27 protein-coding genes and 1 pseudogene are annotated in these 26169 nt (G+C 40.9%); 7 read left to right on the top strand and 21 right to left on the bottom strand.

Annotation, left to right across the window (positions count from 1 at the left end):
• The first annotated feature begins 133 nt into the window (after positions 1-133).
• The 4 genes from Xentx_RS07225 to qatD are packed head-to-tail and all read left to right on the top strand — an operon-like array spanning position 134 to position 4727.
• Complete coding sequence (locus Xentx_RS07225) at positions 134-1903, top strand: KAP family P-loop NTPase fold protein (RefSeq protein WP_074019591.1); 1770 nt, start codon at positions 134-136, stop codon at positions 1901-1903.
• 9 nt (positions 1904-1912) lie between these two features.
• Positions 1913-2659, top strand: coding sequence for a hypothetical protein (locus tag Xentx_RS07220; protein WP_074019590.1), 747 nt, complete (start codon positions 1913-1915; stop codon positions 2657-2659).
• The gene (gene qatC / locus Xentx_RS07215; RefSeq protein WP_074019589.1) at positions 2656-3996 is read left to right on the top strand and encodes a Qat anti-phage system QueC-like protein QatC; all 1341 of its coding nucleotides are present in this window, start codon (positions 2656-2658) and stop codon (positions 3994-3996) included. Before Xentx_RS07220 ends, qatC begins: the two co-directional genes overlap by 4 nt.
• Positions 3993-4727: a Qat anti-phage system TatD family nuclease QatD gene (qatD, locus tag Xentx_RS07210; protein WP_139292445.1), complete on the top strand. Its 735-nt coding sequence runs from the start codon at positions 3993-3995 to the stop codon at positions 4725-4727. Before qatC ends, qatD begins: the two co-directional genes overlap by 4 nt.
• Before the next feature lie 197 nt (positions 4728-4924).
• Here qatD and Xentx_RS07205 read toward each other — a convergent pair whose 3' ends face one another.
• The 15 genes and pseudogenes from Xentx_RS07205 to Xentx_RS19930 form a co-directional block, all read right to left on the bottom strand.
• Positions 4925-5191, bottom strand: coding sequence for a helix-turn-helix domain-containing protein (locus Xentx_RS07205; protein WP_074019588.1), 267 nt, complete (start codon positions 5189-5191; stop codon positions 4925-4927).
• 260 nt (positions 5192-5451) lie between these two features.
• Positions 5452-6321: an integrase domain-containing protein gene (locus Xentx_RS07200; protein WP_074019587.1), complete on the bottom strand. Its 870-nt coding sequence runs from the start codon at positions 6319-6321 to the stop codon at positions 5452-5454.
• Positions 6305-6487 (bottom strand): hypothetical protein, encoded by a 183-nt coding sequence (locus Xentx_RS07195; RefSeq protein WP_074019586.1) that lies wholly within the window; start codon positions 6485-6487, stop codon positions 6305-6307. The genes Xentx_RS07200 and Xentx_RS07195 overlap by 17 nt, the downstream gene beginning before the upstream one ends.
• A gap of 780 nt (positions 6488-7267) precedes the next feature.
• Positions 7268-7894, bottom strand: a complete 627-nt coding sequence (locus Xentx_RS07190; protein WP_074019585.1) for an alpha/beta fold hydrolase — start codon at positions 7892-7894, stop codon at positions 7268-7270.
• Positions 7891-9168 (bottom strand): MDR family MFS transporter, encoded by a 1278-nt coding sequence (locus tag Xentx_RS07185; RefSeq protein WP_208607555.1) that lies wholly within the window; start codon positions 9166-9168, stop codon positions 7891-7893. Before Xentx_RS07185 ends, Xentx_RS07190 begins: the two co-directional genes overlap by 4 nt.
• On the bottom strand, positions 9137-10090 hold the full coding sequence (locus tag Xentx_RS07180; protein WP_074019583.1) for a TauD/TfdA family dioxygenase: 954 nt from the start codon (positions 10088-10090) through the stop codon (positions 9137-9139). Before Xentx_RS07180 ends, Xentx_RS07185 begins: the two co-directional genes overlap by 32 nt.
• Positions 10087-11682 carry an asparagine synthetase B family protein gene (locus Xentx_RS07175; RefSeq protein WP_074019582.1) on the bottom strand — a complete coding sequence of 532 codons (1596 nt, stop codon included), beginning with the start codon at positions 11680-11682 and terminating at the stop codon, positions 10087-10089. Before Xentx_RS07175 ends, Xentx_RS07180 begins: the two co-directional genes overlap by 4 nt.
• A complete protein-coding gene (locus Xentx_RS07170) occupies positions 11682-13160 on the bottom strand; it encodes an ANL family adenylate-forming protein (RefSeq protein WP_074019581.1) in 1479 nt (492 codons plus the stop codon). The genes Xentx_RS07175 and Xentx_RS07170 overlap by 1 nt, the downstream gene beginning before the upstream one ends.
• Positions 13161-13168: 8 nt before the next feature.
• Complete coding sequence (locus Xentx_RS07165; RefSeq protein ID WP_074019580.1) at positions 13169-13915, bottom strand: class I SAM-dependent methyltransferase; 747 nt, start codon at positions 13913-13915, stop codon at positions 13169-13171.
• Positions 13912-15288, bottom strand: coding sequence for a 2-isopropylmalate synthase (locus Xentx_RS07160; protein ID WP_074019579.1), 1377 nt, complete (start codon positions 15286-15288; stop codon positions 13912-13914). Before Xentx_RS07160 ends, Xentx_RS07165 begins: the two co-directional genes overlap by 4 nt.
• Entirely contained in the window at positions 15285-15509 is a 225-nt protein-coding gene (locus Xentx_RS19345) for a hypothetical protein (protein WP_074019578.1), read from the bottom strand. Before Xentx_RS19345 ends, Xentx_RS07160 begins: the two co-directional genes overlap by 4 nt.
• Before the next feature lie 7 nt (positions 15510-15516).
• Entirely contained in the window at positions 15517-15900 is a 384-nt protein-coding gene (locus Xentx_RS19340; RefSeq protein WP_074019577.1) for a phytanoyl-CoA dioxygenase family protein, read from the bottom strand.
• Between the two features lie 74 nt (positions 15901-15974).
• A pseudogene (gene tnpA, locus Xentx_RS07145) lies at positions 15975-16403 on the bottom strand (IS200/IS605 family transposase).
• A gap of 671 nt (positions 16404-17074) precedes the next feature.
• Positions 17075-18850, bottom strand: a complete 1776-nt coding sequence (locus tag Xentx_RS07140; RefSeq protein ID WP_339373716.1) for a DUF5906 domain-containing protein — start codon at positions 18848-18850, stop codon at positions 17075-17077.
• Positions 18851-18873: 23 nt separating this feature from the next.
• Entirely contained in the window at positions 18874-19389 is a 516-nt protein-coding gene (locus tag Xentx_RS19930; RefSeq protein WP_339373712.1) for a primase-helicase zinc-binding domain-containing protein, read from the bottom strand.
• A 133-nt stretch (positions 19390-19522) separates the two neighbouring features.
• Between Xentx_RS19930 and Xentx_RS19110 the strand changes: the two genes are divergently transcribed.
• Positions 19523-19696, top strand: a complete 174-nt coding sequence (locus Xentx_RS19110; RefSeq protein ID WP_167366726.1) for a hypothetical protein — start codon at positions 19523-19525, stop codon at positions 19694-19696.
• 144 nt (positions 19697-19840) lie between these two features.
• Here Xentx_RS19110 and Xentx_RS07135 read toward each other — a convergent pair whose 3' ends face one another.
• From Xentx_RS07135 to Xentx_RS07110, 6 genes are all read right to left on the bottom strand, one after another.
• Entirely contained in the window at positions 19841-20047 is a 207-nt protein-coding gene (locus tag Xentx_RS07135; protein WP_074019576.1) for a helix-turn-helix transcriptional regulator, read from the bottom strand.
• A 581-nt stretch (positions 20048-20628) separates the two neighbouring features.
• Positions 20629-21891: a tyrosine-type recombinase/integrase gene (locus Xentx_RS07130; RefSeq protein WP_074019575.1), complete on the bottom strand. Its 1263-nt coding sequence runs from the start codon at positions 21889-21891 to the stop codon at positions 20629-20631.
• 325 nt (positions 21892-22216) lie between these two features.
• Positions 22217-23224, bottom strand: coding sequence for a phage integrase (locus tag Xentx_RS07125; RefSeq protein WP_074019574.1), 1008 nt, complete (start codon positions 23222-23224; stop codon positions 22217-22219).
• A gap of 19 nt (positions 23225-23243) precedes the next feature.
• On the bottom strand, positions 23244-23780 hold the full coding sequence (locus Xentx_RS07120) for a hypothetical protein (protein ID WP_074019573.1): 537 nt from the start codon (positions 23778-23780) through the stop codon (positions 23244-23246).
• An 89-nt stretch (positions 23781-23869) separates the two neighbouring features.
• The gene (locus tag Xentx_RS07115) at positions 23870-24190 is read right to left on the bottom strand and encodes a hypothetical protein (RefSeq protein WP_074019572.1); all 321 of its coding nucleotides are present in this window, start codon (positions 24188-24190) and stop codon (positions 23870-23872) included.
• A gap of 150 nt (positions 24191-24340) precedes the next feature.
• Positions 24341-24709: a helix-turn-helix domain-containing protein gene (locus Xentx_RS07110; RefSeq protein WP_074019571.1), complete on the bottom strand. Its 369-nt coding sequence runs from the start codon at positions 24707-24709 to the stop codon at positions 24341-24343.
• 267 nt (positions 24710-24976) lie between these two features.
• On the opposite strand from Xentx_RS07110, the gene Xentx_RS07105 reads away from it, so the two are divergent.
• Positions 24977-25180, top strand: a complete 204-nt coding sequence (locus tag Xentx_RS07105; protein ID WP_074019570.1) for a DNA-binding protein — start codon at positions 24977-24979, stop codon at positions 25178-25180.
• 27 nt (positions 25181-25207) lie between these two features.
• Positions 25208-25705, top strand: a complete 498-nt coding sequence (locus tag Xentx_RS07100; RefSeq protein WP_074019569.1) for a hypothetical protein — start codon at positions 25208-25210, stop codon at positions 25703-25705.
• The last annotated feature ends 464 nt before the right edge of the window (positions 25706-26169 follow it).

Raw genomic sequence — 26169 nt, 5'->3', positions numbered from 1 at the left:
GCTGATTTATTAAGAAAGATATCACTAATGTGTGAAAGTTAAAATGGGGATTATATTTTTTTAATTAATTATTGTGATAATAATAACATAACAAATAGTACGCAATATAAATTATAACTAAATGGAGAAAAATATGTGGTCTGATGTAGAATCGAGTATTGATTATTTAAATTTTGGTGAAGTTTCAAGTTTGGCAGTAGATATATTAAATTCTAAAAATATGCTTCCAGTATCTATTGGGATCTTTGGAAACTGGGGGGCAGGGAAGTCCTCATTGCTGAAAATAATTGAAAAACAGATTAATGAGGAAGGTGGAAAGAATGTTTTAGTAGTTAATTTTGATGCTTGGATTTATCAAGGATATGATGATGCTAGAGCTGCTTTATTAGAAGTGATTGCAACAAAGTTAAATGAAGCAGCTCAAGGGAATCAGAGTATTGTTGAAAGAACTTTCAATTTATTTAATAGAGTAGATAGAGTCAGAGCATTAGGTTTGACTATAGAGGGGATTGCTTTAGCCAATGGTATTTCGACTGGTGGGATGGTATCACGGGGTTTTGGTGCAATCAAAAATATATTTAGCAACGGTGTCAACGAAGATAGTTATAAAAATGCAGTTGATGCGGGAAGTGAAATTATAAAAAGTGGATTGATTAAGGATAAGGAAGTATCTACACCACCACAGCAGATAAATTTATTCAGAGAAGAATATAGTGGCATATTGAATGATTTAAATAAAAATCTTATTGTCTTTATTGATAACCTTGATCGTTGCTTGCCCAATAATGCAATTCAAACACTGGAAGCTATCAGGCTATTTTTATTTCTACCTAATACAGCTTTCGTCATAGCTGCTGATGAAGATATGATACGAACTTCTGTATCAGAATATTTTAAAGGAACATCTGCAAGACATCATATAGATTACTTAGATAAATTAATACAAGTTCCTATTAGGGTTCCTAGAACCGGACTTCTGGAAATAAGATCGTACCTCTTTTTGCTTCATGCTGTTAACGCTGGGATAGATGATAATTTAATTGAAGATCTTAGAATTGCTTTGGAAAAATCACTTCAAGAGTCATGGCATGAGGACCCAATGAAGAAGGAAGATGCACTCAAAATTTTAAAAGGAGAGAGCAATCTAGAATTAGCCAGAGTATATGATCAAGTAGATAGAATTGCACCTATATTTGCAACATCACCAATAATACATGGTAATCCTAGAATTGTTAAAAGGCTACTCAATATAGTTAAAATGAGATCTAATATAGCGAAGAGAAGAAAGATATCCTTGGATGAAAACGTTATTACAAAATTGGTGATATTCGAAAGATGTGCAGGTGAAGAAGCAGCCAATGCACTGTATTCTATGATAGACACTAATAAAAACTTTAAAAAAATATTTAGTGATTTAGAAAGTAAAAGTTTAGAAGAGCTTCCTAACACAGTTCCTGCTGCATGGAAAAAAGATGATACTACAAGTGATTTTATTTTAAAGTGGTTAGAACTCGAACCAAAGTTAAATGATAAAGATTTGCGTGCTGCAGTATATTTGTCCCGTGAAACAATGCCAGCAGGACATTATATTATCGGTCTATCACCAAAAGCAAGAGATGCATTGAGCGTATTAATATCGACAAAGAGAAAGAGTTCTCAAGCAGCAATGAAGGCACTAAAAGATATATCGAAGGATGAATTCATACCTGTTATGGAAGGATTAATCGAATACCTTCGAAGTATAACTGAGTGGAGTAATCAACCTGATGGTTTTGCTGGAGCGGTTTTGGTGGCAGATAATAATATCGAAGCAGCAAAAATTCTTAAAAGATTTATAAGCGGCATCAATGATCAACCACATTGGATGAATGCACTTATCAAAAATAAAACATGGTATAAATAAGGAGATATAATGGGGACTTCGCAGTCAAGTAGAGGACCAAAAAATGGTAAATCACTTGTTCCACCTTGGGCAGATCAAACCAAAAATGGTGAGAACAAAAATTTAGTTGGGTTTAGAACACTATTTGGTAGGTTCGCCAAAAATGGAGATGGTGCTGCTCTAAAAGGTGCCCTTAGTCGTTATTCAAGACAAGTAACGGGAGGATCAGAATCGGCTAATGCACGCCTTAGTAATATTATTGGTGCTGGTGGTGGATTATTTGAGTTATTAAATAATGGTGTTGTAAATGATTCAAAGAACAATCCAATAATCGATCTTAATAGTCTTAATGGACTTTCGTGCGAGAATGCTATAGCAAAAATAGCAAATTATCTTTCAGAGGGAAGTGAAGATGCAGATAAAATACAGACAGCAATGAACGATGCATTGGTTGAAGCTTTGGATGGCAAGGCTACATTCGATCCGTTGGATATTACAGACGACGTACTTATTGAAACAATGATTTACTATTTAGCAGATAGTATTTTTATCCAAATTACTATGGATGCGGGAAGAGCATGGAATAATGCTCAGTCAGTAAAAGAACTGCAAAAGGCGGAAAATGACTTACACGAATTAATAAGTGCAGCCGTTGATGATTTTATGGAGCCAAAATTGAGCAAAAACATAAGATCTTTTTCAAAAGAAAATATTATAGAAATTCAAAAAAATGTTATTACTGAAGTTTGGAATGAATGGAAAGGTTATAACGAATGAATATTTATATAGACCATGATTATAGTCGATTGCCGCCGTCTAATGAAAATACTGTTTCGGTTCAGATTTATTCTCGTGATGGTATCATTTCCAAAAATGGAATAAAACCCAGAGATGATATAGCAACAATAGGAAAACCTGTTTATGACGCAATGAAAAGATTGGGAGTAAAAATATCTGATGAGGTTATGGATTTCTTAACAATATCACTTGCAGTAACGGCAGCAGATACTTTTATAGTGAGGGATGATTGTTTTGATGGTTGGACTAGAAATATAAATCTATCAGTTAGTGTTATCAATCCAGTTATATGGGAGAAAAACAAAGAATTGATAGAAAAGTCCTTGCAGTTTTTGAGTGGTGATGTTTGGAATTTCGATTTTAAAAGCGGAGGACAAAAGCCACCTATGCCATTTGAACCGGTTAATGGGCGCAGATTAGTAAATCTAAAAGGATTAGATTGCATTTCGTTATTTTCTGGAGGGTTAGATAGTGCAATTGGCGTGATTGATCTTTTAGAATCAGGTAAGAAACCATTGTTAATAAGTCATTCATATAAAGGGGATAAAAAAAAGCAAGATCAAATAGCGCGAGGTATTCAAGAAAAAGGGAAATTCTCAAGATTTTGTTCAAGCGCAAATCCTATCGGAAGAGGAATGCCTAGGGATATTACTATGAGAACGCGTAGCCTGAACTTCTTAGCATTTGCAGCGGTAGGAGCAGATGCGGTAATGAAGGCTAATCATCATGTGGATATACCAATATATATTCCTGAAAATGGTTTTATCTCTTTGAACGCACCATTGACAAATCGTAGAATTGGTTCATTGAGTACAAGAACTACACACCCATATTTTATAAAAATGATACAAGAAATTTTCAATAATGTTGGCTTTAATATGAAATTGCTAAACCCTTATCAATTCCAAACAAAAGGCCAAATGGTTAGTGATTGCAAAGACTCAACAACATTATCTCAAATTGTTGATTCCACCGTTTCGTGTAGCCACTGGAAAAGAAAACATAAACAATGTGGCTATTGTGTTCCTTGTATGATAAGGCGAGCTTCTTTGTTAAAAGGAAATATGAATGAAGCAATTCTATACCATCATGGTTCATATCTTACTTTACGAGATTTCGTAAAAAACAAACAGGATGGTCGTGATGATGTTATTTCAGTTTTGATGGCTATAGAAAATGCTAAAAAGAAAAACTTGAAAACATGGGTTTTAAAATCAGGTAAATTAAAGAGTAATGATATTGCTAAGTATGAAAAAGTATTTTCTGATGGGTTGAAAGAAGTCGAAGCTTTCTTGAAAAAGGAAGGAATAATTTGAAACTTGATATGCATTGTCATTTGGATTTATACAATGATCCAAAAAGCATTATTAGTGAATGCAATAAGAAAGGACTTTATGTCCTTTCTATCACAACAACACCGAAAGCTTATATTGGTAGTAATAGACTTGTTGCTGGTTGTAAAAGAATTAAAACTGCATTAGGTCTCCACCCTGAACTGGCTCATTTACGACATGATGAGTTAGGAATTTTTGATATGTTGCTGCCTCAAGTAAAATATGTTGGTGAAATTGGTCTTGATGGAAGTAGTGATTATAAAAAGCATGCAGACATCCAGTTAAAAGTATTTAGGCACATACTAAAAAAAGTACATAGGCAGGGGGGGCGAATTATGTCAATACATTCAAGGGGAAGTGCTGAAAAAGTTGTAGATGAATTGAAATGTATTGATGGGGTTCCGATATTTCATTGGTTTACAGGAACAAAAGAAGAACTTAAGCAAGCTATTGATATAGGTGCTTGGTTTTCAGTTGGGCCAGCAATGCTGAGTTCAAGAAAAGGGAGGCATATAATTGAACTAATTCCAAATGATAGAATATTAACTGAAACAGATGGACCTTTTGCAACTTTTTATGGGAAACATCTATTACCTTGGAACGTGGACAAGGCGATTATTGGCATTGCTAAGTTATGGAATTGTGATCCTAAATTTGTTGAAAATAGAATAGAAGAAAATTTTAGAAAAATTCTTCTCTTTAGTAATGAATAGTATTAATTTAGTAGCAAGATCATCACTTGTAATCTCATTGTGATGATCTTAGATGAGTCATTTAGCTGGGAGCTGGTATACTGAAACGACAAAGTCTCTCGGTAATCACACTAATACGAATTAAGTCGCCATTTCACGCTCAAAACTCCATATAAAAATTTATCATCTTCAAGAAATAGATCATAAATTGAAGCGGGTTATTCCTGTGTTGTATTGCGGGCCTTACGCTCAATTAATCGACCATAACTATCAAAATACCGGCTCGGCCAGATCTCTGAGGGATGGATGCCAAGGTAATTTGCGATAATCCATTCACCTTTCGGCCAAGGCCTACTGAATGCATTTGCCAGTGTAGATGAACTGAGTCCCGCTTCACGAGAAACAGCCGCTAAGGTTGTACCGCGTTTACGTAATGCGGCGATGATATCGGCCTGATGCCAGTCAGTTCTAATGTTGTTATTCATTCCTGCTACCCCTTCCATTAATTAATATTGATGGTGGCGATTCAGACAGGGTTCGCAGTACCGGTGGTGTCCAACCGGCGAGGCCGAAGCCTCCCCCGCCTGAATCACCATTGAAAGGGTGATAGCAGACGCACTGGTAGAAACATCCTACCAGTGGGACACCATATTTCGAGGCTGCGAAACCTCACCACTAGATTTTGCTAATGGCGGGAATACTTTAACTGATTGTTTTATCTAACTCAATAACCGAACGACTAAGTTTAACGACTATAAACCCGTTCAACATAACGCCCACGGCCATCACCATGCCCCATATCCATTGAAACCAGCGCTCTTGCTTCCTGATGGCTAAAACCATTTTGTTGGTAAAAATTAAGCGCATCCTGCGCCCACGCATAGCGCAAACTATGGGGAGAATAGCAGCCGATTAAACCAATCTTTGTGGTATGTGCCCGCCAGTAGTTCATGGCTTGTTTGAGATCTGGCTTATCAATCAATCTGCCGCCACGTTGTTCTACAATAACAATGGCCTGCTCGACAGCTTCTTTTACTGCTGCAACATCCAATACACGGGTTTTTCTTGGTCGGCCGCCTTTTGTACCGAAGACAACATGCAGTTTTGGCTCTGATTGCTCCAACTGTTTACGCCAGCTTTTTAACGAAGCACTGCATTGCACTGTTTCCTGAGAACGTAACCCCAGCAATCGGGCGAGTTTCAGTGTAACGGCAAGTCCGACATCACGTTCTAGTGCTTTCTGATAAACAACCTGAAACGTGGCATCAGGGATTGCTTGTTTTGTTCCAGCGCGGCTGGTGTCGCTTAATCCCAATGCCTGATTACTCAAACGCGGCGAGGTCTCCAGTTTTTCTCGGCCTGCCATGCGAAAGATATTACGCAGCGCAGCCATTTCATTTTGCACCGTTCGTTTGGCGATCCCCTGAGATAAACGGGCATCAACATACTGTTCCACATGCTTGGCTTTCAAATTATTAAGGCTTTTAACCTGAATATTCAGGCTCAATAACAAAGCACCCAAACGCCCAGCGATCCGAATGCGATCATGACAGGTTTTATGACTACCGCCGCCTTGTCGGGCAAAAAACTTTAATTCCTTAATCAATCGGCTCATTAGCTTCCCCTTGCTGATGCTTGACAACATGCGATCTCTGGCGCGTGACCATTCTGGCAAAACAGAAAATAACTGCCTTGCCCTTGATCGATATCTGTGCGCCAGAGTGAACGCAAGTTGAGGTATTGCGGGGTATCGGTTGAGTACGCGGTACTGCCGCCTGCATAAACAGGTCATCCCCACCGGCAAAAAAGCCAGCCTCGATATCGTCAAGTTCTCCTTTTTCAATCTAAAAATACAGTGTCAGATTTACTGCGTGGTTAAGCAGGCCTGAGTCTGTCAGGGTTGTGTTGTGCTTTGGCTGCGGCGTCACTTTCAGCGGTAACCCGCAAAAAGTGACGCCTTGAGTTTTCGAACAATCAGCAAAGACTATGAAAGCGTTGAAATACCAACGGGTACAGCAAAACGCCGCCAGATTCAATGTCAAACGGTAGTCATGCGTTAATGGTTTAGCGGTAGAAAAATTGTCTGTTGAATAATTCAAACAGGGATAGATAAAAGTATGAACGGATGCGCAAAAGCCATCCTGTTGTTCATTGAAGATAAATAGGATTTATGTTGATTTGAAAAGTCAGTGTATGAACCCACGTTCAACACCCTTCGGCGACAAAATAAAAACACCTTTCGGGCGTATTTTTAGTTTAAGAAACCTTCATTACCAGACAAGGGGTTTATGTCTGACAATATCTGCTTCCAAAGGCGGGCAGATGTACCGCAATCTTGCTCTCCCTTTCAGGCTACAGGAGTTTTGTTTCGCCACCCGAAGGCGATCCTGACAGGCGATGGATCTTTGATAACAATTAAATATTTTATCGGTTGGAACGAGTAGGGTCAAATTTTTATTTGATATGAAATTGAGAAAAAACGATAGGGATAATCTAGGTAACAGCTCTTCCTACCGCTTTCAAAGTAAATTTTCTTATTGAGGTCTGTGATTCCCTTATACTTATCTGCTATGCAGCCATTCGCTCTCCATTAAAGGAGACATATGTCCTCCTATCCAATTAATTAACCGTGCATTTAGTCGGCTGGCAAAAGTATGTTGTAGTAAAGGAGGTGTTAGCAAATCTTGCTGTGTGATTACATAGCTAACTGGACAGCTCAAGTTAGTTATACGTGGTGGTGGCGGAGCAAGTAATAACTGCACTGGCTCACTTGATGCTAAAGGAACAGGTTGGCCTAAAAGTGTGAGGAAGCGTTCAGGTTTATGTAAGTAGATACGACCACTACTTATATCCAACCTACAAATTTCTGATAACGCCTCTTGTCCACTCTCTTGATAGCTTTCAAGAGCACTGCCACCTTGGCTAGTCAGCGCACTCAATAACCATAAATGGCTAACCTTGTCTCCCAATCGAGCTGCCAAGCATTGTGCTAGATATCCTCCGAAACTGTGACCAATAATTTCTATTGGTTTATTAAAAGTCGAGGCAAGCATTTCCGCTTCATCTAGCCAATGCTGGAGGTCACACTCTGATTGGTCTCTGATATCATCTACATCTTCCCCAATCAAATTTGGAGACCAAACACCACGACGTAAAAAAAAACCTGAAACCAGAATACGTGCAGTCATGGTGTAGTTACCTCACTTTGTGTCCGTTTCATCGAGTTTACAGTGCGTTGTAGTATCATGGTGAGCAAACAAAGCCCTGCTAGGCTAAGAAAAAGTATCTGGTGGTTGCCAAGATCCAACATTAAACCACCATACAATGGAGCAACTGCACTGCCCAATAGGTAAAGGTTAGCGGCACCAAAATAGCTCCCACGTAACGCATTTGGGGTTATTTGATCCACCTCCACACTGAATGTAGGGAATACTACTAATTCACCCAGACTAAGGATGATGGTTGCTACAGCGAGCATATAAAATTGTGTAACAGGAGCAAAAGCAAATAGCAGCTGTGCCAATAACATCATTAGTAATCCTGTCATTAGCCTAACTCCAGTCGAATAACGTTGTAGCAGACGTAATAAAGGAAACTGAGCAATAATAATAGTCAGAGCATTAATCGCAATCAGGGTAGCAATCAGCGACATAACATTTGGTACATGACTACGAGTGAGATATTGGACCAATGTGGAATCGAAGCTGGCGTATACTAAGGCTGCCAGCATATTACAAAGCATCAACAAAGCAAAAAATCGATGACGGATCATTTGTCCGCAGGCGGCAAAAAACGTGGAAGATGTGGTACTAGTTTGCTTTGGTGTAGTACTTCGCCATACGGTATAGTGCAGTGAGCGCCATAGCAACAAACCATAAATAAAATAGATTGAGGCAGTAATTAAAAAGGTTAAACCTTGTTTGTCAACGCCTAAGGTCACCCCAAATAATGGACCTACCGCAGCACCAGCATTGATAGCGTAATAACGGCAATAGAGTGCCAGCTCACGTGAAGCCTTATCATTAATACGATCTCCTATTAATGCCTTGCAGCTGGATTCAAGTAGAGCACAACCAATACTGACACCGGCAATACCAATGCCATACAGTGCGGGGTTATTATCATAGCTTAGTAAGACAAAAGCCAGTGCACTCAATGTGGTTCCACAAAGTATAAGGCGTTTACGACCAAAACGATCTGATAACCAACCAGTATAGACGCCACTGATTGCACCAAAGATGATAGCTATGGAGAGTAAGGCACCAATGGTAGTTGCAGAGAAGTTGAACTGGCGGTACAGTATCACTGCTAAAAAAGGCCAGATCATAAAATAGGCTCCCCGCGTTAGCAGGGTGCCTACCAACATCAAATGAATTTCTGCGGGTAAAGCACGAAAACGTGCCAGGGTAAAGGTTTTACTCTGCATCGGATCACCATGTCTTATCTGCCAGGACGCCACCACGCAAAGTTCCTGCGTCTACGCTATGAAACAAAGGCAAAAAACTTGTGGGTAATGGGCGAGTAAATTCACTGCTAAGCCAACAACGCAACAAGCAACGCTCATGTTTTTCATCATTTTCAAAACAAGTGCGAGCATGTAATGTAATGTGGTTATTAACCATTACTAACATTCCTTTACTGAAGTTCAGTTCAGCGTAATGACCAGGCTGTTCAACAATTGAATCCATATCTGTTAGCATCTGGTTGATTTCTTGTGCCTGCTCTATGCCATGGCGAACTACTGAATCGTTAAATTTACGTATATAACGTAAAACAAATTGATCATGATTTTCACTCAATAGTGGCAAAGCAATCCAAGATTGATCACCTTCATCACGCAAATCATGAGGAATGGGCTTTTTTAGGTGGGAAAGCCAAGTAAACTGGCGTTGTTCTGCTTGCAATACTACATCGGCAGAAGAACGAATGCGAAAAGCACCTCCGCGAGCAGCAGGACTCCAACAACCCAGCACAGTGATATCTGCCCTATCAGAATGAAAAGAGAGCTCTTGATTAGTTAAATGTCCACGTTGTGGCATATTAAGACTATCGCGTACACCATGATCACGAACTTCTTTTAAGTAATGTCCTTGTTTGTTAATTGAAACTGGAATACCAAACCAAAGGCAAAACTCATTAAACAGTGCTCGAAATGGTGCAGCCGATAGGGATTTGAGCGTTGGGGAATCATGCACTACTACACCACTTTCCAGCTCAAGTTCTCGATGCAAATTACGACGCAATATATCATCACTTTTATCAGGTTGATAGCCTTCCGCCATTGCTCTGAGCAGAGTTTCCAACGACTGATTAAAACGAGCCGAACGTTCAAACACGATATTTCCTCGCCAAGCAATCGGGCGCGGGTAGGAAGAAAAACTCATAAATTCACCTCATATTCTTGTTGCCAAAGGGAAAGCGTAGTTAGAGTAAAAAGTTGAGTATTATCCACCGTTTCTATATATGCAGGTGTTAAATTCACCAGACCGATATTGCGTAATGACTCGCAGTGTTCCTGCAGATAGTGACGCATTTCCTGTACTGCTTTAGGCCAATAGGCGAAAGGTAAACGGAAGTGTTGCTTAGGTTTCCATTGCCAGTTTGGTAGCCGTTTCTTGAGTAAATTACACAGTGGGGCTTTAGTTATACCATCCGCAAGGCGTGTGGAACGACTTGCCAGCATACCGAGTCCAGCATGTAAATAAGGTGTTCGAGCTTCAATTGTGCGTGACATCAGGAGATGATCAGCTCGACGCAACAGAGGCTCCAAAGAGTAATGCAGATCGAAATGGTCAATAGCTGCTTCATACCCTTCCTTTAGGGCTGAATTAGAAATTTCTTCAATTTGATCATTCAGTTCAGAGGTAATTTCAGAAGAAAATAACTTTGCTTTGTTTTGGTAGTCACCGAACCAAATACGGGCAAAACTGCCTGCATCATGTCGCTTTGATTGTTGTAGGTCAAGGTGGCGTGGATAGCCCCAGAACAACTCGTCAGCACCCTCTCCCAGCAATACACAGTGGTATCCTGCATCCCCGACTGCATCCGCTATTTGTTGATACATCAGCAGGCTGGACATACGGGTTGCTGCACCAAAGTTTTTTACCGCCTTTCGCAACACAGGCATAAAAGCTGTTTGTTCCAGAGAAATCCGATGCAAATTGGGTTGTAGGCGCACTGACTCCTCGGCACTTTCTAAGGCAAGAGTGAATTTAGCTATATCAGGCTTCATCCAGGTATTAAGCAGAGTTGAGTCGATTCCCCCACTGAGTAACAGTGCTGATGGACGAAATGTCGATTTACAACGGTTGATAGCTTCACCTAGTGTTTCTTCAATTGAATGCGATGATGGTTCAGTTTGAGGAAAAAAATGCTGGCGTTGAATCAACCGTGCTTGCCCTTCACCAAGCCTAAATCTTAACTGCTCTCCAGGGGCTACAAGGCGTATACCGGAAAATAAACTTTCGCCTTCTAAAGTACCCCCTGTTGCCACAACCTGAGCTATCGCGGCGATATTTGGTATACACTCACCTAACAAAGTCAGTATCGGCGTAAGCTCGGATGAAAATATCAACCGTCCACGATCTGCTTGATAAAAATAGTAGAGGGGTTTGATTCCGTAACTATCACGTTGTAGTGTCAATGAAGCACTATGCGGTTGCCATAATGCTAGCGCAAACATTCCATCTGGTAGTATTCCTTTTTCTATTCCCTCACAGAGCAAGCGAACTTCATCCACAATTCCCACATTTGGGGAGTAAACTTCACCATTATATGCGGCATAAGTTTCTCCATATTTCACTGGTATCGGTAGTGAGGCTGCACTAGACATTGGCAGGCGTGTCATTCCTAATGCACCTGCAGGTAAGTCAACAAACCCGTTATCATAAGGACCCCGATGATGAAGATTCTGAAGTGCTTGACGAAAACGAGCACCATCAAACCTTGGTCCAATATCACCCAAAATGCCGCACATTATGATACTCCCTGGGTAATAAGTTCGGTAATAGCGCGTCGGTCGTGTTTACCGGCACCATTTAGTGGGAGCTTTTTATTGAGGCAGAAAACAGAACGCGGGGCACGGGATATGCCTAAATGCTGTTGTAACCAAGTTAACAGAACACTTTCTTGCCCAAGTTCTACTTGGATAACTGCAATATAATCTTCACCATAAATATCACAGGGTACTTTCAGACAACACACATCTATCACATCACTACGGGTATTCAACAATTGTTCACACTCGTTAAGGTGGAACAGGTTTCCCCCTTTATTTATTGTCCCATCCACACGACCCAATACATAAAATCCACCTTGATCATCGAAATAGGCAATATCTTGGGTATCCAGCCAGCCATCATGTACCACTTGTGCCGTTAGCTCGGGCTGATTTACATATCCTGAAAACAGACTTGGTGTTTTCACCCATAATCGCCCGCGAGAACCAGGTTGGGTAATTTCATGACCCTGTTCATCAGTCAAACGTAGTGTCAGGCCGATAGCAGAACCTACCGTATTATCAAATTTATTTCTATTTAGACGACCAAATAAAAAGGCAAAACCACACTCACTCAGTCCATAAATGTTGGCTAACGGAGCAAAATTGCGCTGAAATTCCTCCTGTAAACCGGCATCCAAGCGGGCTGAACCAGACACACACAATAAGCGGGATAATGGAAAAGGAACCGTGAGCGGAACCCCTTCCTTAACCATAAAATTGACAATAGGTGGAACCATATAGAGAAAGCTGATATTGAATTGTTCTACTAACTGCCAAAATTTTATGCAGTCAGACCAGCAATGTTGCGGAAGTAATACTACACTGCCACCATACAGTAGAGGAAACAGGAAGTTGATACCAAGTATTCCTAATCCGCTGACTCGATAAAAACAGCCAGCACGAGTATGTTCACCTATCTTTAGGCAGCGCTGACCAATGGCATAGGCGTTCACCATAGCTCGCTGACTGAGAACGATACCTTTAGGTTTACCTGTGGTTCCTGAGGTAAAAATAATCATTCTGCTATTTGCAGCTGCGTGCTCATCAAACATCTCAACAGAATCGGATGAAAAGTCAGGAATAAATTGTAATGTGGCAAACTCATCCTGAATAGGGACAGCACTTATCAATATCTGCAGCGCCATCTCATCAATAATTGCCTGTTTTGCTGTAATACCCCATTCAGGATCGATTAGTACCAAATCTTTTCCTGAACGGATAACGCCATAAATCATACATAGGCAGTTATAGCTGTTGTTCAGTATCACACCAATGCCTTTGCCGGGTAAATCCGCAAACTGCCAAGCCAGAGCATCGACAAGCATATTGGTTTCTTTCCATCGATATTCAATCGCTGATTCGGGTTTTAAAGCATCAATCAACAGAGATTGCTGTGGCGAACTAAGGGCTTTCTTACGGAGTGTAGTATCCAGCGTGATGGGCAGATATTCCATCTGTCCTCCTAGCGGTTTACCGCAGTAAAAGCATGAATATCAAAGTTAACAGCAATCGAATTGGCACCACCAATTGTCATGACATTTTCCATAAATTCATGAGCGTAAGCCTCCCCACCTTCCAGCTCAATATAGCGAGTCACGTAGCTAGTAGATAAAAAAAACAATGCTAATTCTTCTGCAGAAAGGAAAATAATATTGGCAAACACCTCACGTTGTGCGTTATACAAGTGCGGACAATCACGCATCAGTTCGAGCGTATCATCATATTGTGTCAGACGAGAATCTCGGTACTTTGCCCAGCGCGAGATCAATTCTTTTTCAATATAATCGCGCAATGGCCCATAAACCATTGGAAAATCATATTTATAGGCGCAAAAAAGCCCTCCGGATTTTAACCACTTTTGTAAATTCATTAACACTACTTGACGATCCATCCAGTAAAATGAGGTTGCACTGGTTATCAGGTCATAATTGCGTGGCGGGGAGAAAGTTTCTGCTGGAGATACGCTAAACGTTATATCAGGATAGCTATGGCACGCTCGCTCAATAAGAGCATCACCAAGATCACACCCTTGAACATAAGCAAAATACTCTTTCAAACGAATGGTAGAAACGCCATTGCCGCAGCCAATATCCAATGCAGCTTCATTTGAAGGTGCTCGGACAGAGAGTGAACGATATAACTCATCGGGGTAGGTGATCTTTCCCCTTACGATATCATAAGATTCTGCATTTTTATTAAATTGTTTCACTGTGTTATCTCCAATAAACTTTCATGGTAATCGCCTTTATGGACAAAGTTAATATAGGTGCCACAACCGCGAATAAAACGATAGGAGTGAGCCACACCCGCAGGGATGAAAACACTGGCTGGGCTATGTATATGACGAATATCGCCCCCAAGATCGACTTCCACCTCTAGGCCGATATAGTCTTGACCATCTCCTAAGAACAAGAATACGGAGTCACAATTATGAGTGTGGCTATCAACATGACCTGTCTCTGCAGACTCATCAGCGCCTATCATCGAAAATTGGCGGGCAATAAAATAGTAGGGAGACCCATCTACCAATCGTTTATCCAACATCACAAAGCGTTTTCCTGGGCCGTGGCGGTGATACTTCAGTTCTGTTGAAGATTTTTCCAACGGAACCAGAAAAAGCTCTTGTTCTTGTAAGGGAGTAAAATGATCCAGAGAGATGTATCCCTTGATGAGTTTTGGATCAAAAATGCTGTAAGCAGCACTGTCTTTTTGCATAGCAAGTTGGTGTAAGCGGGCAACATGCACAAACGCATTTTTACCTACAATCGGTTGCATTGGAGACATTGGTATTCTGCTATACGCTTCTACCAATTCAGAGAGCGCCAAAATTCGGGAAATATCAAAACGATTTTGTTCAAAACGTGTAGCAAACAGCGTAATCAATTGGAAAGTATCAGTGATACCTGCACGTTCACCTATACCATTACAACTCGTAGAGATCCATTCAACTCCCGCTTCAATCGCTTTTAACGTGTTAGCTAGCGCTAGTCCTCTGTCGTTATGAACATGATATTCAAGAACAATATCAGGAAACTCATAGCGTAATAGCGATAACACATCAAAAGTTTCATCGGGTAGTAGAATACCTACACTATCAGCGAAACAAATACGATTAGCACCTGCTTCACGAGCAGCTATAATCATACTGACCAAGTCAGGGACTGCAGTACGCCCTGCATCCTCAATGGTTGCCCTGACTAACAGTCCTTGTTCACGGGCATATCGGATAGAAGAACCAAACATGGTTAGCAATTCTTCGCGGCTCTTACCTTTAAACTTCGTTGCCATTGAAATTTCATTAATAGAGGCGAACAATCCAACCCAGTGAGCGCCAGTTTGTAACACAGCATCGATATCTTCCAAGCGAGCTCTGGCGTGAGCTAACACTGGCACAGGTGAGGTTGCTACCACAGCTTGCACACGTTCTGCTTCTTTCGACGAAATAAAAGGATGTCCACATTCAATCGTATCTACCCCTAATGCCGCTATTTCTCGGGAAAGTAGTACCGACTGTTCAGTAGTAAAGCAACACTGGCGGGTTTGCATGCCTTCTCTCAAAGTGCAATCAATAATACGTATCATGTAGGGTGCTCCATACTTCTGACTAAGGTTTCAAAACAAGGAGCAGCCTGAAAATCCATAATTTTTGGTGCATGATTAAATTGTCGAGCAAAGCGTGCCAAAAAAGTCACCATTTTCATTGAATGATTTAATAATTCTTTGAGGGATTCATCAATATTGGTTTCTGAAATCTCTCTATCAGGGAAAATAATTTTTAGATTATCAATTACCCATACTTTCATATTTGCCTCACATTAGTCTTTGATATTCGTTCTCTTCAACAAACACTATTGGCATGCCTATACGCAATTGACCGCTGATATTCATGTAACTGCCATGCGGGGTTTTTGCAGGCCATACCGAGATATCTCCTGCTTGAAGTGATACATCCTTTAGTTTTTCCTGAGAAATTTGGTTTTTTTCGAGGTCGATGCACTTAAACATGGGATAATTTAGATCGAACTCGTGCGGATAAACCACATCAATATCGGGCAGATAAAACATACCTCCGTTCTCTTTAAATGCCGGAGTCAAAGCTACCCAGAACGTCCAAGCGGTATTAAAGGGTTTTTCCCACAATGCAATGTCCTGATGTAGAGGAATAAACGATTCATCAGCATGACGTTTACTCAACAACCACCTACTAAAGTAGGTGGGTTAGTGATTAACGGACTGAAAGTCCGGATACGCATCGGCTGAACGATGCGTCAATTATCTACCCTGAAGTTATCATCCGGGTTTGGTTCAAAATGATGCTCCAGATAAGCCTTAATCATCTCTTCCGTTAACTGACCCACTGTGGCTCAAAAATAGCCTCTGCCCCAAAAATGCTGACCCCAGTGGCGCTTCTTCAGATGAGCAAATTCTTCAAACGACTTGCTCGCTGTCCTTCCCTTCAGTCGCCTCATGATTTCTGAAGGCGCTAATGTCGGGGGGCAACTCACCAGTATGTGAACATGATCTTGGCTCACTACACCACTGACTATCCTAATCTCAAACGCTTCACATGTTTGACGGACTAATTCACGCACCCGCATACCGACTTCACCTGTCAGCACTTTGTTCCTGTATTTTGTTACCCACACAAAATGATATTCAATCTGGAATACCGTGTGGCTGCCATATCTGTAATCCATATTGCACCTCTCATGCAATAGAGTATCGCAGCTAAAGCTGACCGACTAAAGTCGGTGGTTTTAACCTTTCATATGGAAAAATAAAAGTAGATTAATTAAACAAATCTTAAATGAATGTTATCATTTTTGTTAAAAAAATGTTATTAAAGTGATTTTTATACGTACATAGAGAGTGCTATTAGTTGCATAAATTTGAAACTGCCGTGGCACAAAACTAATGGCCAGTCAGAAAGAGTTTCTCACTTAATCGGGAAATAACCATTTTGACCTATAACGTCACTGACGCGCTGCGCTTGTCTTCTCCGGGTTACCGGGCTAATACATTAACCCGATAACTCGGAGAGCTGAAAAACACCTGCCAGAAAAAAATTCTTATTTAACCCACCCTATTAAAGAATTAGTGATAAAACTGTTCACCTATTCACTTTTAAATATTTTTATTTAAATTCATAATGTTAAATGGTGTTAACCTGAAATCAAACTCATCATTACTCTTCAACTAACCCTTCACCTCAAACTTGAAAAAATGGTGAACAGGGTTGAATACTTGCGAACAGTTTAAAAATAACTATTAATCCTGTAATAGATTGATATATCTGATTTAAATCACAGAGTGAATAATGATGAACACTTTTTTATATTTCTTTGAAAAATGTCTGTATAAGAAAAAATTATTCTTCTGGCAGGCTATCCCTTGTCAGTTTCGGCATCCATTCGATAGCAGTATCAATATCTAGGCTCAGGTTGCTACGAATACCTTGTTTGCTTTTCTTGCGCAGGTAATGCTGACCGTACTCCGCCAGTGCGCCCGGCATATCCATGCCAAAACGCGTTACAGAAACAGGTTTATTCAGGTTATTGCCTTTCATATAAGCAAGGTAGGCGTGATAAAGGTATTTGCGAGGATTGAACGGCATAATTTCCGCATTGCCGATTAACAGGCCATCAGCTTCATGGGATGCAATCAGATGACCGCAAAAATCGACCAATGGATCTGTGCCGCGTTTGATCTCCAGCGCTTCTTCTGATTTTTGTTGCTCTGCCAGTAAACACCTTGCGGCTTGTGGATCAGCGAACCGATACAGCAGATGTCGGATAATCACAGGCAATTCCGCCGCAATTTTATCCCGCAGGAGTGGATCGCGTTCATTTTCTGGCACAACTTCGGAAAAGTTGAAAATGACTCGACGCCGCGACACGCCACCACTGCGATCACTGAAACTCATGGCGTTATTGTTCACTGCCAGTACGACAGCAGGAATACGGGTTGAATAGGGTTGTTTGTGCTTCGGGTCAATGGCAACTTCATCACCGCCTGTAATGGCCTTAATGCCGGAGCCATCACCTACATAGCGAGTCTGGTCTGGCAGGATAATCAACGAATACCCGACAATCAACGCCCGTTCCCGTGGGTTTTCCAGAGCAGCCATACTGGCGGAAACGGTGTTGCCTTTGCCTGCCAGCATAGCGCAGATTTCAGCAAAGATGCTTTTTCCACTGCCTCCGGCGCCGGTGACCTCCAGAAAAAGCTGCCAGTCATAACGGTTCGCCAGCACCATAAACAGTGCCGCCAATACACGATTGAACTTGTTTTCACAGTTGGCTGTTGCCCGATTCAGCCAGTGCCAGAACTGTGGCGCATGGTTTTTCAGGGTTTCCCCCGAAATGGGGGAATTGAATTCAACATCATTAGCAAGTAGCAGCCAGTCACTTTTACGATGCGACCGGAACTGGCAGGTTTTCAGGTCAAACACACCATTATTGAACCCGATTAAGTGGCGCTTTGGTGGTTGCATCATGGGAAGCTGTAATTTCAGAGCATCCACAGCAGAGCTAATACCATGTGGTGAGTACGGCAGCTTTTCTTCCATAAAGGCCGCCACCATTTCCCGTTTTAAATCACGGTCACTGACCGGACGCCAGACAATACCATCATAGTGATGAACGTTTTCCGAAGCGCCATCCAGTGCCAAATTGCCGTCATAACGTGCCAGTAACACTTCCCCGCGCTGGCTGGCTCCCATCTGACATAATGTCAACTTTGGTGGCTCGGCATCATTGGGCTGAGTGGTTGCTTTCTTCTTGGTTGATATCGGTTGATAAAGTGCCTGAGAAAAGGCCAGCTTTGCCATTTCCACATCGTGTTGCTGGCGATAATCGTCCCAATCAGCTTTATACTCTGTAGGTGGCAATGTGACCCAACCATTAACCACAAGGGCAGCTTTTTCTGCCGAGATCTTGCCGATATTCACTTTTGGTTTACCGCTTTTATCCTGTTCGCCGGGGCTATACCAGTCATTATCAGCAGCAAAGATGATTTTCGTGTCAAACCATCGTTCCCGAACTGATTGAGCGACAGAGAGCAAATTACCTGCATCCAGTGCCGCCAGAACAGTACCTTTATAAAGTTGATTAACTGTGAGCGCAGTAACATAACCTTCGGTAATAATGACTGTATCGGAGTACTCTTCTAGCTTTGATAAGGCAATAAATGATCCTTTCTTCTGGCTGCCAGAGAGTAATTTTTTCTCGCCATTGGGCTTAATGATCTGTGCGCCATCAGTGCCGTCACTCTTTCAGCAATCGACTGTGTTGTTTGAATGCTTTCCCTAGTTGGCTTGGGTTCTGGCAAAGGCAATGCCAGCGTATCCGCAATAACTTTTGCTGCTTCAATAATCGAGATTCCCTTGGTTTTTGCCACTAAATCTAGCCCATCACCATAGTTTGGGGCGTCACATTGGCGACAATACCAGTTGCCATGATTATGGTCGTCAATAAAGTGAAAACGGTCAGTACCACCGCAGACAGGGCGAGCACCATGTTTCCCCTTTGCGGGAATGTCGATGCCGCATGCAGGCAACAGATTTTCCCAATGGTACATAGCAGATCTTTTCACGGTCTGAATCAGATCGGGCTGTTTTTGTCCGTCTGTTTTATCTGAAGATGTAAATTTAGGGTGAGTTTGGTTATGCTGTGTATCAGCCATTATCGTTATCTCTCAACGGTTATTGGTCAGACGCCCTGTATGTGTTGCGAGCACTATGGGGCGTTGTTTTATTTGGTTACTAAAATTAAAATGGTCATTACCATGTAATTTAAAATATCCTTGGGTAATTACCATGTCAACACAAAAAGAAAAGCGTTCTCCCCAATACCAAATGAGATTGACGGAAGAATTCAGGCAACAACTTGAAGAACAGGCAAAAACCGATGGTGATGCTTCCCTTGCTACATGGATCAAGCGCGTACTTCGTAAAGAACTCCAATCACGTGGTATTGAACCCAAGGGTTGAACCAGCCGACAATTAATTAGGAGGATAGCTCCCATGCCGCTATCCTTTTGCTGTTTAAATAATAATTGCAAGACTTGCATATCTCTTAATGAAAGAATTATCTGCATTGTGAACGAATGCACCAAAATTCAGGCCAGTACTCGATCAGGCACGAGACTCAGCAATCCGCTGATCCACCCAGCCATCAATTTCTGATTCAACAAACGCAACCGAACGAGGGCCGATTTTGACTTGTTTCGGGAATTTATCTTCTTTAATCAGCCTGTAGATCCATGCTTTGCTATAACCCGTTCTGCGCTGAACTTCTGGCAGGCGAATAAGACTTTCTTTAGATGTTGTCATTGTTGGCATGTATACCCCCTGTTATCGAGTCCTTGAAATGCCTTGGTAGACGTTATTTGATGACAGAGGATTATTTAAAAATTCTGTTTAATTGAAAGCGTAAACTCTTTATGCAATTCGTAAAATTAAATACGGGTTATTGAATGTATGAAAAATAGACTTGTGTGCCACGGGCACACAAGCATAAAGAATCATCAATACTGTGGCTATAATATCAAGATGAGTTAAATTCAATATATATAACGCATTGAATTTAATAAATATTTTATAATGCTCCTTTATTGTGCAAAAAAACAACCTTAGTTGCCCCAGGCAACAAAGTTTAAAAAAACACCCTATTTAATGGTTGCGATAACAAGATTAACTGTACGAAGGACAAAATAAAGAATTGACAAGATCAGAATGTGTGATTTTACTTGTTAATATATTGTCTGAAAAACAGGCTATGCTGGCACTGCCAGCAAAGGATAAAAAATCACCCTATGATGGTTGTTGTACTATAAATCGTGTAAAAAATAGACTCTGCTGGCAGTGCCAACAAAGTCTAAAAAAACATCATATACTCAGCACGTTATGGATATTATTCAAGATTATTTCCGGCGTTTTTTTGCAAAATCATACGGTGTGATATGTTTTCCTCGGTTGGCATCCAGATAATCGGCCCACCACTGAACCATCAGCCGCCGTTCGTCCAGATGTTTAGATGTGTGAATATAGGCGGCTCTGACATTTTTTCTTTCTACATGGCTCAACTGACGTTCGATGGCATCATCGTTCCACAATCCAGATTCGCCCATTGCACCACGCGCCATTGTTCTAAAACCATGCCCACAGACTTCTGTCTTAGTATTGTAGCCCATAACACGCAAGGCATTATTAACTGTGCTTTCACTCATGACTTTTTGTGGATCGTGATCGTTAGGGAACATGACTTCACAATCACCGCTCAGCTTGCGTAATGATTTGAACAAAGTGACAGCCTGATGACTCAACGGCACAATATGCTCCGTTTTCATTTTCATGCCCCGTTCAGAGAATTTAACCCCTTCAATGGCTTTTCTTGTGGCGGGGATCTTCCAGACTGCATTTTCAAGGTCAAGTTCTTCCCAACGAGCAAATCTCAATTCACTGGAACGGACGAACGTTAATAAAGTCAGCTCTACTGCGATACGGGTGATTAAGCGTCCACGATAGCGAGAAAGTCGGTTCAAAAATTCGGGTAAATGTTCATGAGGCAGGGCGGGATGATGTTTGGCCTTGACGGTGGAAAGTGCGCCAGCCATATCATTAGCCGGATTGGAATCAAGGATATCATTCTGAACGGCATAACGCATGATGGAAGTGACACGTTGCTGTAATCGCTGGGCAATATCATGTTTTCCATCAGCATCAACGGTTTTGATCGGCGCTAAAAGTTGGCTTGTCCGTAAAGTGGAAATATCAAGCCTGCCAATATGCGGAAATATATAATGTTCAAGGCTGCGTAGAATGCGGTTGCCGTGATCTTCGCTCCAACGTTTGTTGCTGGCGTGCCAGTCACGGGCGACTTTTTCAAAGGTATGTTTTCCTTTTGCCCCAGCATGTGCGTCTTTTTTCTCGGCTTTAGGATCAATACCCTGAGCAATCAGCTTCTTAGCTTCGTCTCTTTTGGTACGAGCATCGGCTAAAGAAACGGTTGGATAGACACCGAAAGCCAGTCGGTCTTCTTTTTTATCGGTGGGGCGGTAGTACTTCATACGCCAGTACTTCGAGCCGCGTGTTGTGACTTCTAAGTAGAGACCGCCACCATCAGCGAGTTTGTAGGTTTTTTCTTTAGGTTTTGCAGTCTCGATTTGTCGTGCGTTTAGTTTCATTATAAGGGGCACATTTAAAATAGAAGTGTAGGTGCCCCTGATTATGCCCCGCCGTGCATGTTGATTGCAATAGACTAGAGTAGACCTAAAAAGAAAAGACCTGATTGATTTATCAGGTCTTTCTAAGAGTTAGTTTACTAGAGTAGACGCTAGTAAGCTTATGTATGGTGCCCAGGGCGGGACTTGAACCCGCACAGCCTTAAGGCCGAGGGATTTTAAAAACCTCGTATGCTTTTTTAAAATCAATAAGTTAAATAAAAACAGATGGTTAATCTCTTCGAATATGTATCAATAAAAACTAATATGTTTTTCCGTCGCCACTTTTTTATGATTTTTTTTGGGCGGTTTTTAGTTTGTCGTAGGGGTTTAATGAAACTGCTGCATCAAGATGATCGGGTGCGAAGTGAGCGTAACGCATGGTCATCAAAATGGTGGTATGGCCTAATATTTGTTGCAGAACTAAAATGTTTCCGCCATTCATCATAAAATGTGATGCAAATGTATGTCTGAGAACGTGTGTCCGCTGGCCTGTTGGTAGTTCAATATTGGCTTTTTTTAATGCACCTTCAAATGCGTCATAGCAGTTTGAGAATAAAGCCCCACGCCTTTTGGGAAGCAATTCATATAACTCTTGAGAAATAGGTACAGTTCTGTTTTTTTTACCTTTTGTTTGAGTAAAAGTTACCTTATACGGCATAACCTGAGATTGCGTTAATGATTGGGCTTCACTCCATCTAGCACCAGTAGCAAGGCAAATGCGCACGATATATCCTAAATTTTTATTTTTTGATTCCTCACATGCCGCTAAGAGCCGTTTTATATCGTCCTCATAAAGAAAGGCTAATTCCTGATCTCCCTCTTTAAATTGGCGAACGCCATCAAGCGGATTTCCTCCATCCCATTCACCCAGCCTTTTTAATTCAGCAAAAACAGAATGTAAGTATGATTGTTCTCGGTTAAGCGTTGCTTGCTTTGGGGCGGCTTTGCCTTTTGCATTCCATTTCCCGTTAAGGCGTTGCTCACGGTAAACAGCAAACATGTTTTTATCAAATTCAGTAACGTAAGGGTCACCCATACGCACACAAATTGCATCCAGTTTAGATTTTCTTGAGCTACCGGAATTAAGTGTTTTGCCGTGCATTTCATACCAACGCTCAACCAAATCACTCAACTTTATAGCTTGTTTGACGTTATCTGCTTTAGGTACTAGCTTGCGCTCAAAGGCTAGCGCTTCACCTTTGGTTGTAAATTTTTTTCTTATTCGGGTTCCTGTTTTGCCGTTTGGATAGCACTCACAAAGCCATTGACCAGTCGGTAGTTTTCTTACTGTCATTATTTATCACCTTGCCTTGTCACCTTGGTAATTCATAGCCTTGCGGATAAAACTGAAAAGTGAGAGTGGGCTTATCTGTTCCCTTATCAAGATGAACAATATGTTCATAATTCTTTGATTGGTATTCATCACGCCCGTTTTTTGATTTTGAAGCGGAAGAGTACATTTTCTGGCTTAGCTTCATATATTCATTTGTGGTTTTGCTGGGATCGATAGCTGCTTGAAATGCAGAAATAACACAGAATGCAGAGAGTTGTTCGTTTAGCGTTTTAGGGGCAGGGAATGCGCTAATATCAATATTAAAACCTTTTGTATTGGTATCTTTAGAAAAGGTAACAAAAACATCATGAGTGAATTTTGTACTATGTTGCTGTATATCGTCTTCATCATCACTTATCTTGTGGGGTGTCTCCAGAAGAAATTCCTGCTCGTTACATTGAGGGTTATCGACAATGTTACCGATGGCTTTTTTATATAGTGTATTTACAGGGCTAGCATGAGTTATTGCAGGAAAGACGTTGGTAGTTAAGATGATGCCGAGAATAATGTTTTTCATATATTACCCTTGGTTAAGAATGAGTCAGGTTAAAATACTCACGACTCTAAAAAATAAAAAATAATAACAGGGTTAATTTAGAGTCGTGATTACTTTACTGTTTCTCTATTTCTTTCGTGTGTAATTTCATTATCAGTTTTCTGTATCTTTAAACGGTGCGCCTTATTCATGGCGCGATATTGTTCAATTATTTCTTGTTCATCTTCCGATATTTCTATCGGCTGAATTCTGTTCCCTGTGACTATATATGACGTGTCAACTCCGTATTTTGCTAATACTTGTAAATATAAGCAGTCAAGAGAAGTTCCGTCATGACTACTACCTGAATATCCTGTCAATTCTGCAAAATCCGCCTCACTGAATCCCAATCGTTTAAGTTCATTGATTAATCTGCGACCTATAGTACCCATTAAATGTCTCCAGTTTGGTTATGTGACTGATAACTAATAATGCAATAATTATCAATTAGCTTCACTTAACATAACATTGTAACTAATGGATAACATGTTTATAGATCACAGTTTATAAAAGTGATGATTTCTGTTGAATAAATTCCGCAGTTATCTGTTTTTTACTTGTTTATCAAGTGATGATTGCGCAAACGCTGATCCAACTGCTCGCATACTCGCACGAGATTCTTCGCTCATAGCACGATAATGTTCAATTAACGCCTGTTCTTCGACTGAAATAATTACAGGTGCAGCACGTATTCCGGTTATGATATAATTGATATCAAAACCATATTCAGTCGCTAGCATAGAAAGCATTGCTGCATTAGGGGCTGTCTTACCTCTTTCGTACTCCCCCCAAGTTCTTGTGGAAACACCAAACGTTTTAGCCATCAAGTCTTGGCTCGCTCCAATTTTTTCCCTTTCTTCTCTCAGTCTTTTCCCTATTGTGATGAAAACATCATTTTTTTGTGTTGACATGTGAGCTTTTCATCCTTACTCTTACTTAAACATTAACCTAACAGAGCACAATATAACATTATGTCACATGATACGCCCATTCGCTTATCGCGAACGCCAAGTGGCTCTGCTACTGAAAAGCAGGTTGTAATACGGATACCTGTAGAGGAGTACGAAGATCTGAGAGTTAAGGCGCACAAGGATTCTCGTTCTATATCGAGTCTAGCTCGGATTTATTACTTCGAAGGGAAGAAATCTTCCTGTATTTAGGCGAGGTTTAGATTGCTAATGAAAAACATTATTATCAATTATTACGTTACTTCACCTTATGTCTCAATTGGTAAGTATGCCGAGCTTAGTGGTATTCCTGAAAATACTTGTCGCGGAATGGTTAACAGAGGAGAAATAATCATTCGTCCCAAGATCGGTAGCAAAGGAAAAATTCAGGTCAACATGATCGCTATGTTGCAAGATGCTATAGCAAATGGCTGAAATATTAGTTCAACAGAGAGTAAAAAAATGAAAAACTCAACATCACTGGAACGTTCAAAGCTGCAACTAACGATGATGGCACGTCTGCATGATGTCTTTGCTGATATCAAAGACGAGGTTGAAATCACCCCTGAATATATTCAGGAAACGTTGGGGCAGTTTATGCAGGTTGCAACGGGTAGTGATTACCCTTTTTCTAAATCTGTGCGGATTGGGTTTGGGGATCTGGTGCAGGCTCAGCCGCAGGTACAAGTTCAATCGGTAGTTGATTCGGTTGAGAAAGCGCTTAATGGCACAATGTCAAAGACGTCTGATAAATTACTTCATAATACCGAAAAAACTCTGCAAGAAGTTTTGTCTTTTGTTCGTAATACTTTTGAAAGTAAATTGTTCGAATTTAATCAACAGCATTTATTAAATACGGAAGGGGTTTCTTCTTCTTCGGTGTGTGGTGTTGGTGAATTAAAAATATTTAAGCATGGTATATATGTAGGTGATATTGCCTTTGAATTCGCTGATCAATAAACAGCCCCATAAATTGAGGCTGAATAGTTCACTATTTGAGGGAATTGAGTATGGTTACAAAATTAGCACTGAGAACATGTAAATCTGCAACAGACTTATCTGTTCGGTTTTTCATCGGGTTATTTACATGTGAAAAAGAATTCATGATGGTCAAAAAGTTCTCTCTGCTTTCTCCTTTTAAGGAGGCTGCTATAGCACAAGTCATGATTTCAAGTGCGGTTATTCTATCCTCAATAATATGTCCTTCACGCGATTTTTTTTGCATCTTCGAAGAATTGGATTAGTTCCTCTTTTGAGGCCGTTATTTAACTCCTTTTTATAGGGTGGTTGATGTTTTTCGCCTGAGTCTCCGTTCAAAGAAATCACAGGCGTAAAGATAATACCACAACACCCTGCGCCGGACAGGGCTAAAAGTCGGCAACATAATAATAGCGATGAGGTAATCAATATGCGAAATACTATCC

Source organism: Xenorhabdus thuongxuanensis, assembly GCF_001908095.1.
Lineage (GTDB): Bacteria > Pseudomonadota > Gammaproteobacteria > Enterobacterales > Enterobacteriaceae > Xenorhabdus > Xenorhabdus thuongxuanensis.
This window is presented reverse-complemented; position numbering and strand designations above follow the sequence as displayed.

Bases quoted from the DNA above. Each gene is read 5' to 3' on its own strand.
- Xentx_RS07225 (WP_074019591.1), top strand. From the start codon at position 134: ATGTGGTCTGATGTAGAATCGAGTATTGATTATTTAAATTTTGGTGAA.
- Xentx_RS07220 (WP_074019590.1), top strand. From the start codon at position 1,913: ATGGGGACTTCGCAGTCAAGTAGAGGACCAAAAAATGGTAAATCACTT.
- qatC (WP_074019589.1), top strand. From the start codon at position 2,656: ATGAATATTTATATAGACCATGATTATAGTCGATTGCCGCCGTCTAAT.
- Xentx_RS07205 (WP_074019588.1), bottom strand. From the start codon at position 5,191: ATGAATAACAACATTAGAACTGACTGGCATCAGGCCGATATCATCGCC.
- Xentx_RS07200 (WP_074019587.1), bottom strand. From the start codon at position 6,321: ATGAGCCGATTGATTAAGGAATTAAAGTTTTTTGCCCGACAAGGCGGC.
- Xentx_RS07195 (WP_074019586.1), bottom strand. From the start codon at position 6,487: ATGCAGGCGGCAGTACCGCGTACTCAACCGATACCCCGCAATACCTCA.
- Xentx_RS07190 (WP_074019585.1), bottom strand. From the start codon at position 7,894: ATGACTGCACGTATTCTGGTTTCAGGTTTTTTTTTACGTCGTGGTGTT.
- Xentx_RS07180 (WP_074019583.1), bottom strand. From the start codon at position 10,090: ATGAGTTTTTCTTCCTACCCGCGCCCGATTGCTTGGCGAGGAAATATC.
- Xentx_RS07175 (WP_074019582.1), bottom strand. From the start codon at position 11,682: ATGTGCGGCATTTTGGGTGATATTGGACCAAGGTTTGATGGTGCTCGT.
- Xentx_RS07170 (WP_074019581.1), bottom strand. From the start codon at position 13,160: ATGGAATATCTGCCCATCACGCTGGATACTACACTCCGTAAGAAAGCC.
- Xentx_RS07160 (WP_074019579.1), bottom strand. From the start codon at position 15,288: ATGATACGTATTATTGATTGCACTTTGAGAGAAGGCATGCAAACCCGC.
- Xentx_RS19345 (WP_074019578.1), bottom strand. From the start codon at position 15,509: ATGAAAGTATGGGTAATTGATAATCTAAAAATTATTTTCCCTGATAGA.
- Xentx_RS19930 (WP_339373712.1), bottom strand. From the start codon at position 19,389: ATGGCTGATACACAGCATAACCAAACTCACCCTAAATTTACATCTTCA.
- Xentx_RS19110 (WP_167366726.1), top strand. From the start codon at position 19,523: ATGTCAACACAAAAAGAAAAGCGTTCTCCCCAATACCAAATGAGATTG.
- Xentx_RS07135 (WP_074019576.1), bottom strand. From the start codon at position 20,047: ATGCCAACAATGACAACATCTAAAGAAAGTCTTATTCGCCTGCCAGAA.
- Xentx_RS07130 (WP_074019575.1), bottom strand. From the start codon at position 21,891: ATGAAACTAAACGCACGACAAATCGAGACTGCAAAACCTAAAGAAAAA.
- Xentx_RS07125 (WP_074019574.1), bottom strand. From the start codon at position 23,224: ATGACAGTAAGAAAACTACCGACTGGTCAATGGCTTTGTGAGTGCTAT.
- Xentx_RS07120 (WP_074019573.1), bottom strand. From the start codon at position 23,780: ATGAAAAACATTATTCTCGGCATCATCTTAACTACCAACGTCTTTCCT.
- Xentx_RS07115 (WP_074019572.1), bottom strand. From the start codon at position 24,190: ATGGGTACTATAGGTCGCAGATTAATCAATGAACTTAAACGATTGGGA.
- Xentx_RS07110 (WP_074019571.1), bottom strand. From the start codon at position 24,709: ATGTCAACACAAAAAAATGATGTTTTCATCACAATAGGGAAAAGACTG.
- Xentx_RS07105 (WP_074019570.1), top strand. From the start codon at position 24,977: ATGAAAAACATTATTATCAATTATTACGTTACTTCACCTTATGTCTCA.
- Xentx_RS07100 (WP_074019569.1), top strand. From the start codon at position 25,208: ATGAAAAACTCAACATCACTGGAACGTTCAAAGCTGCAACTAACGATG.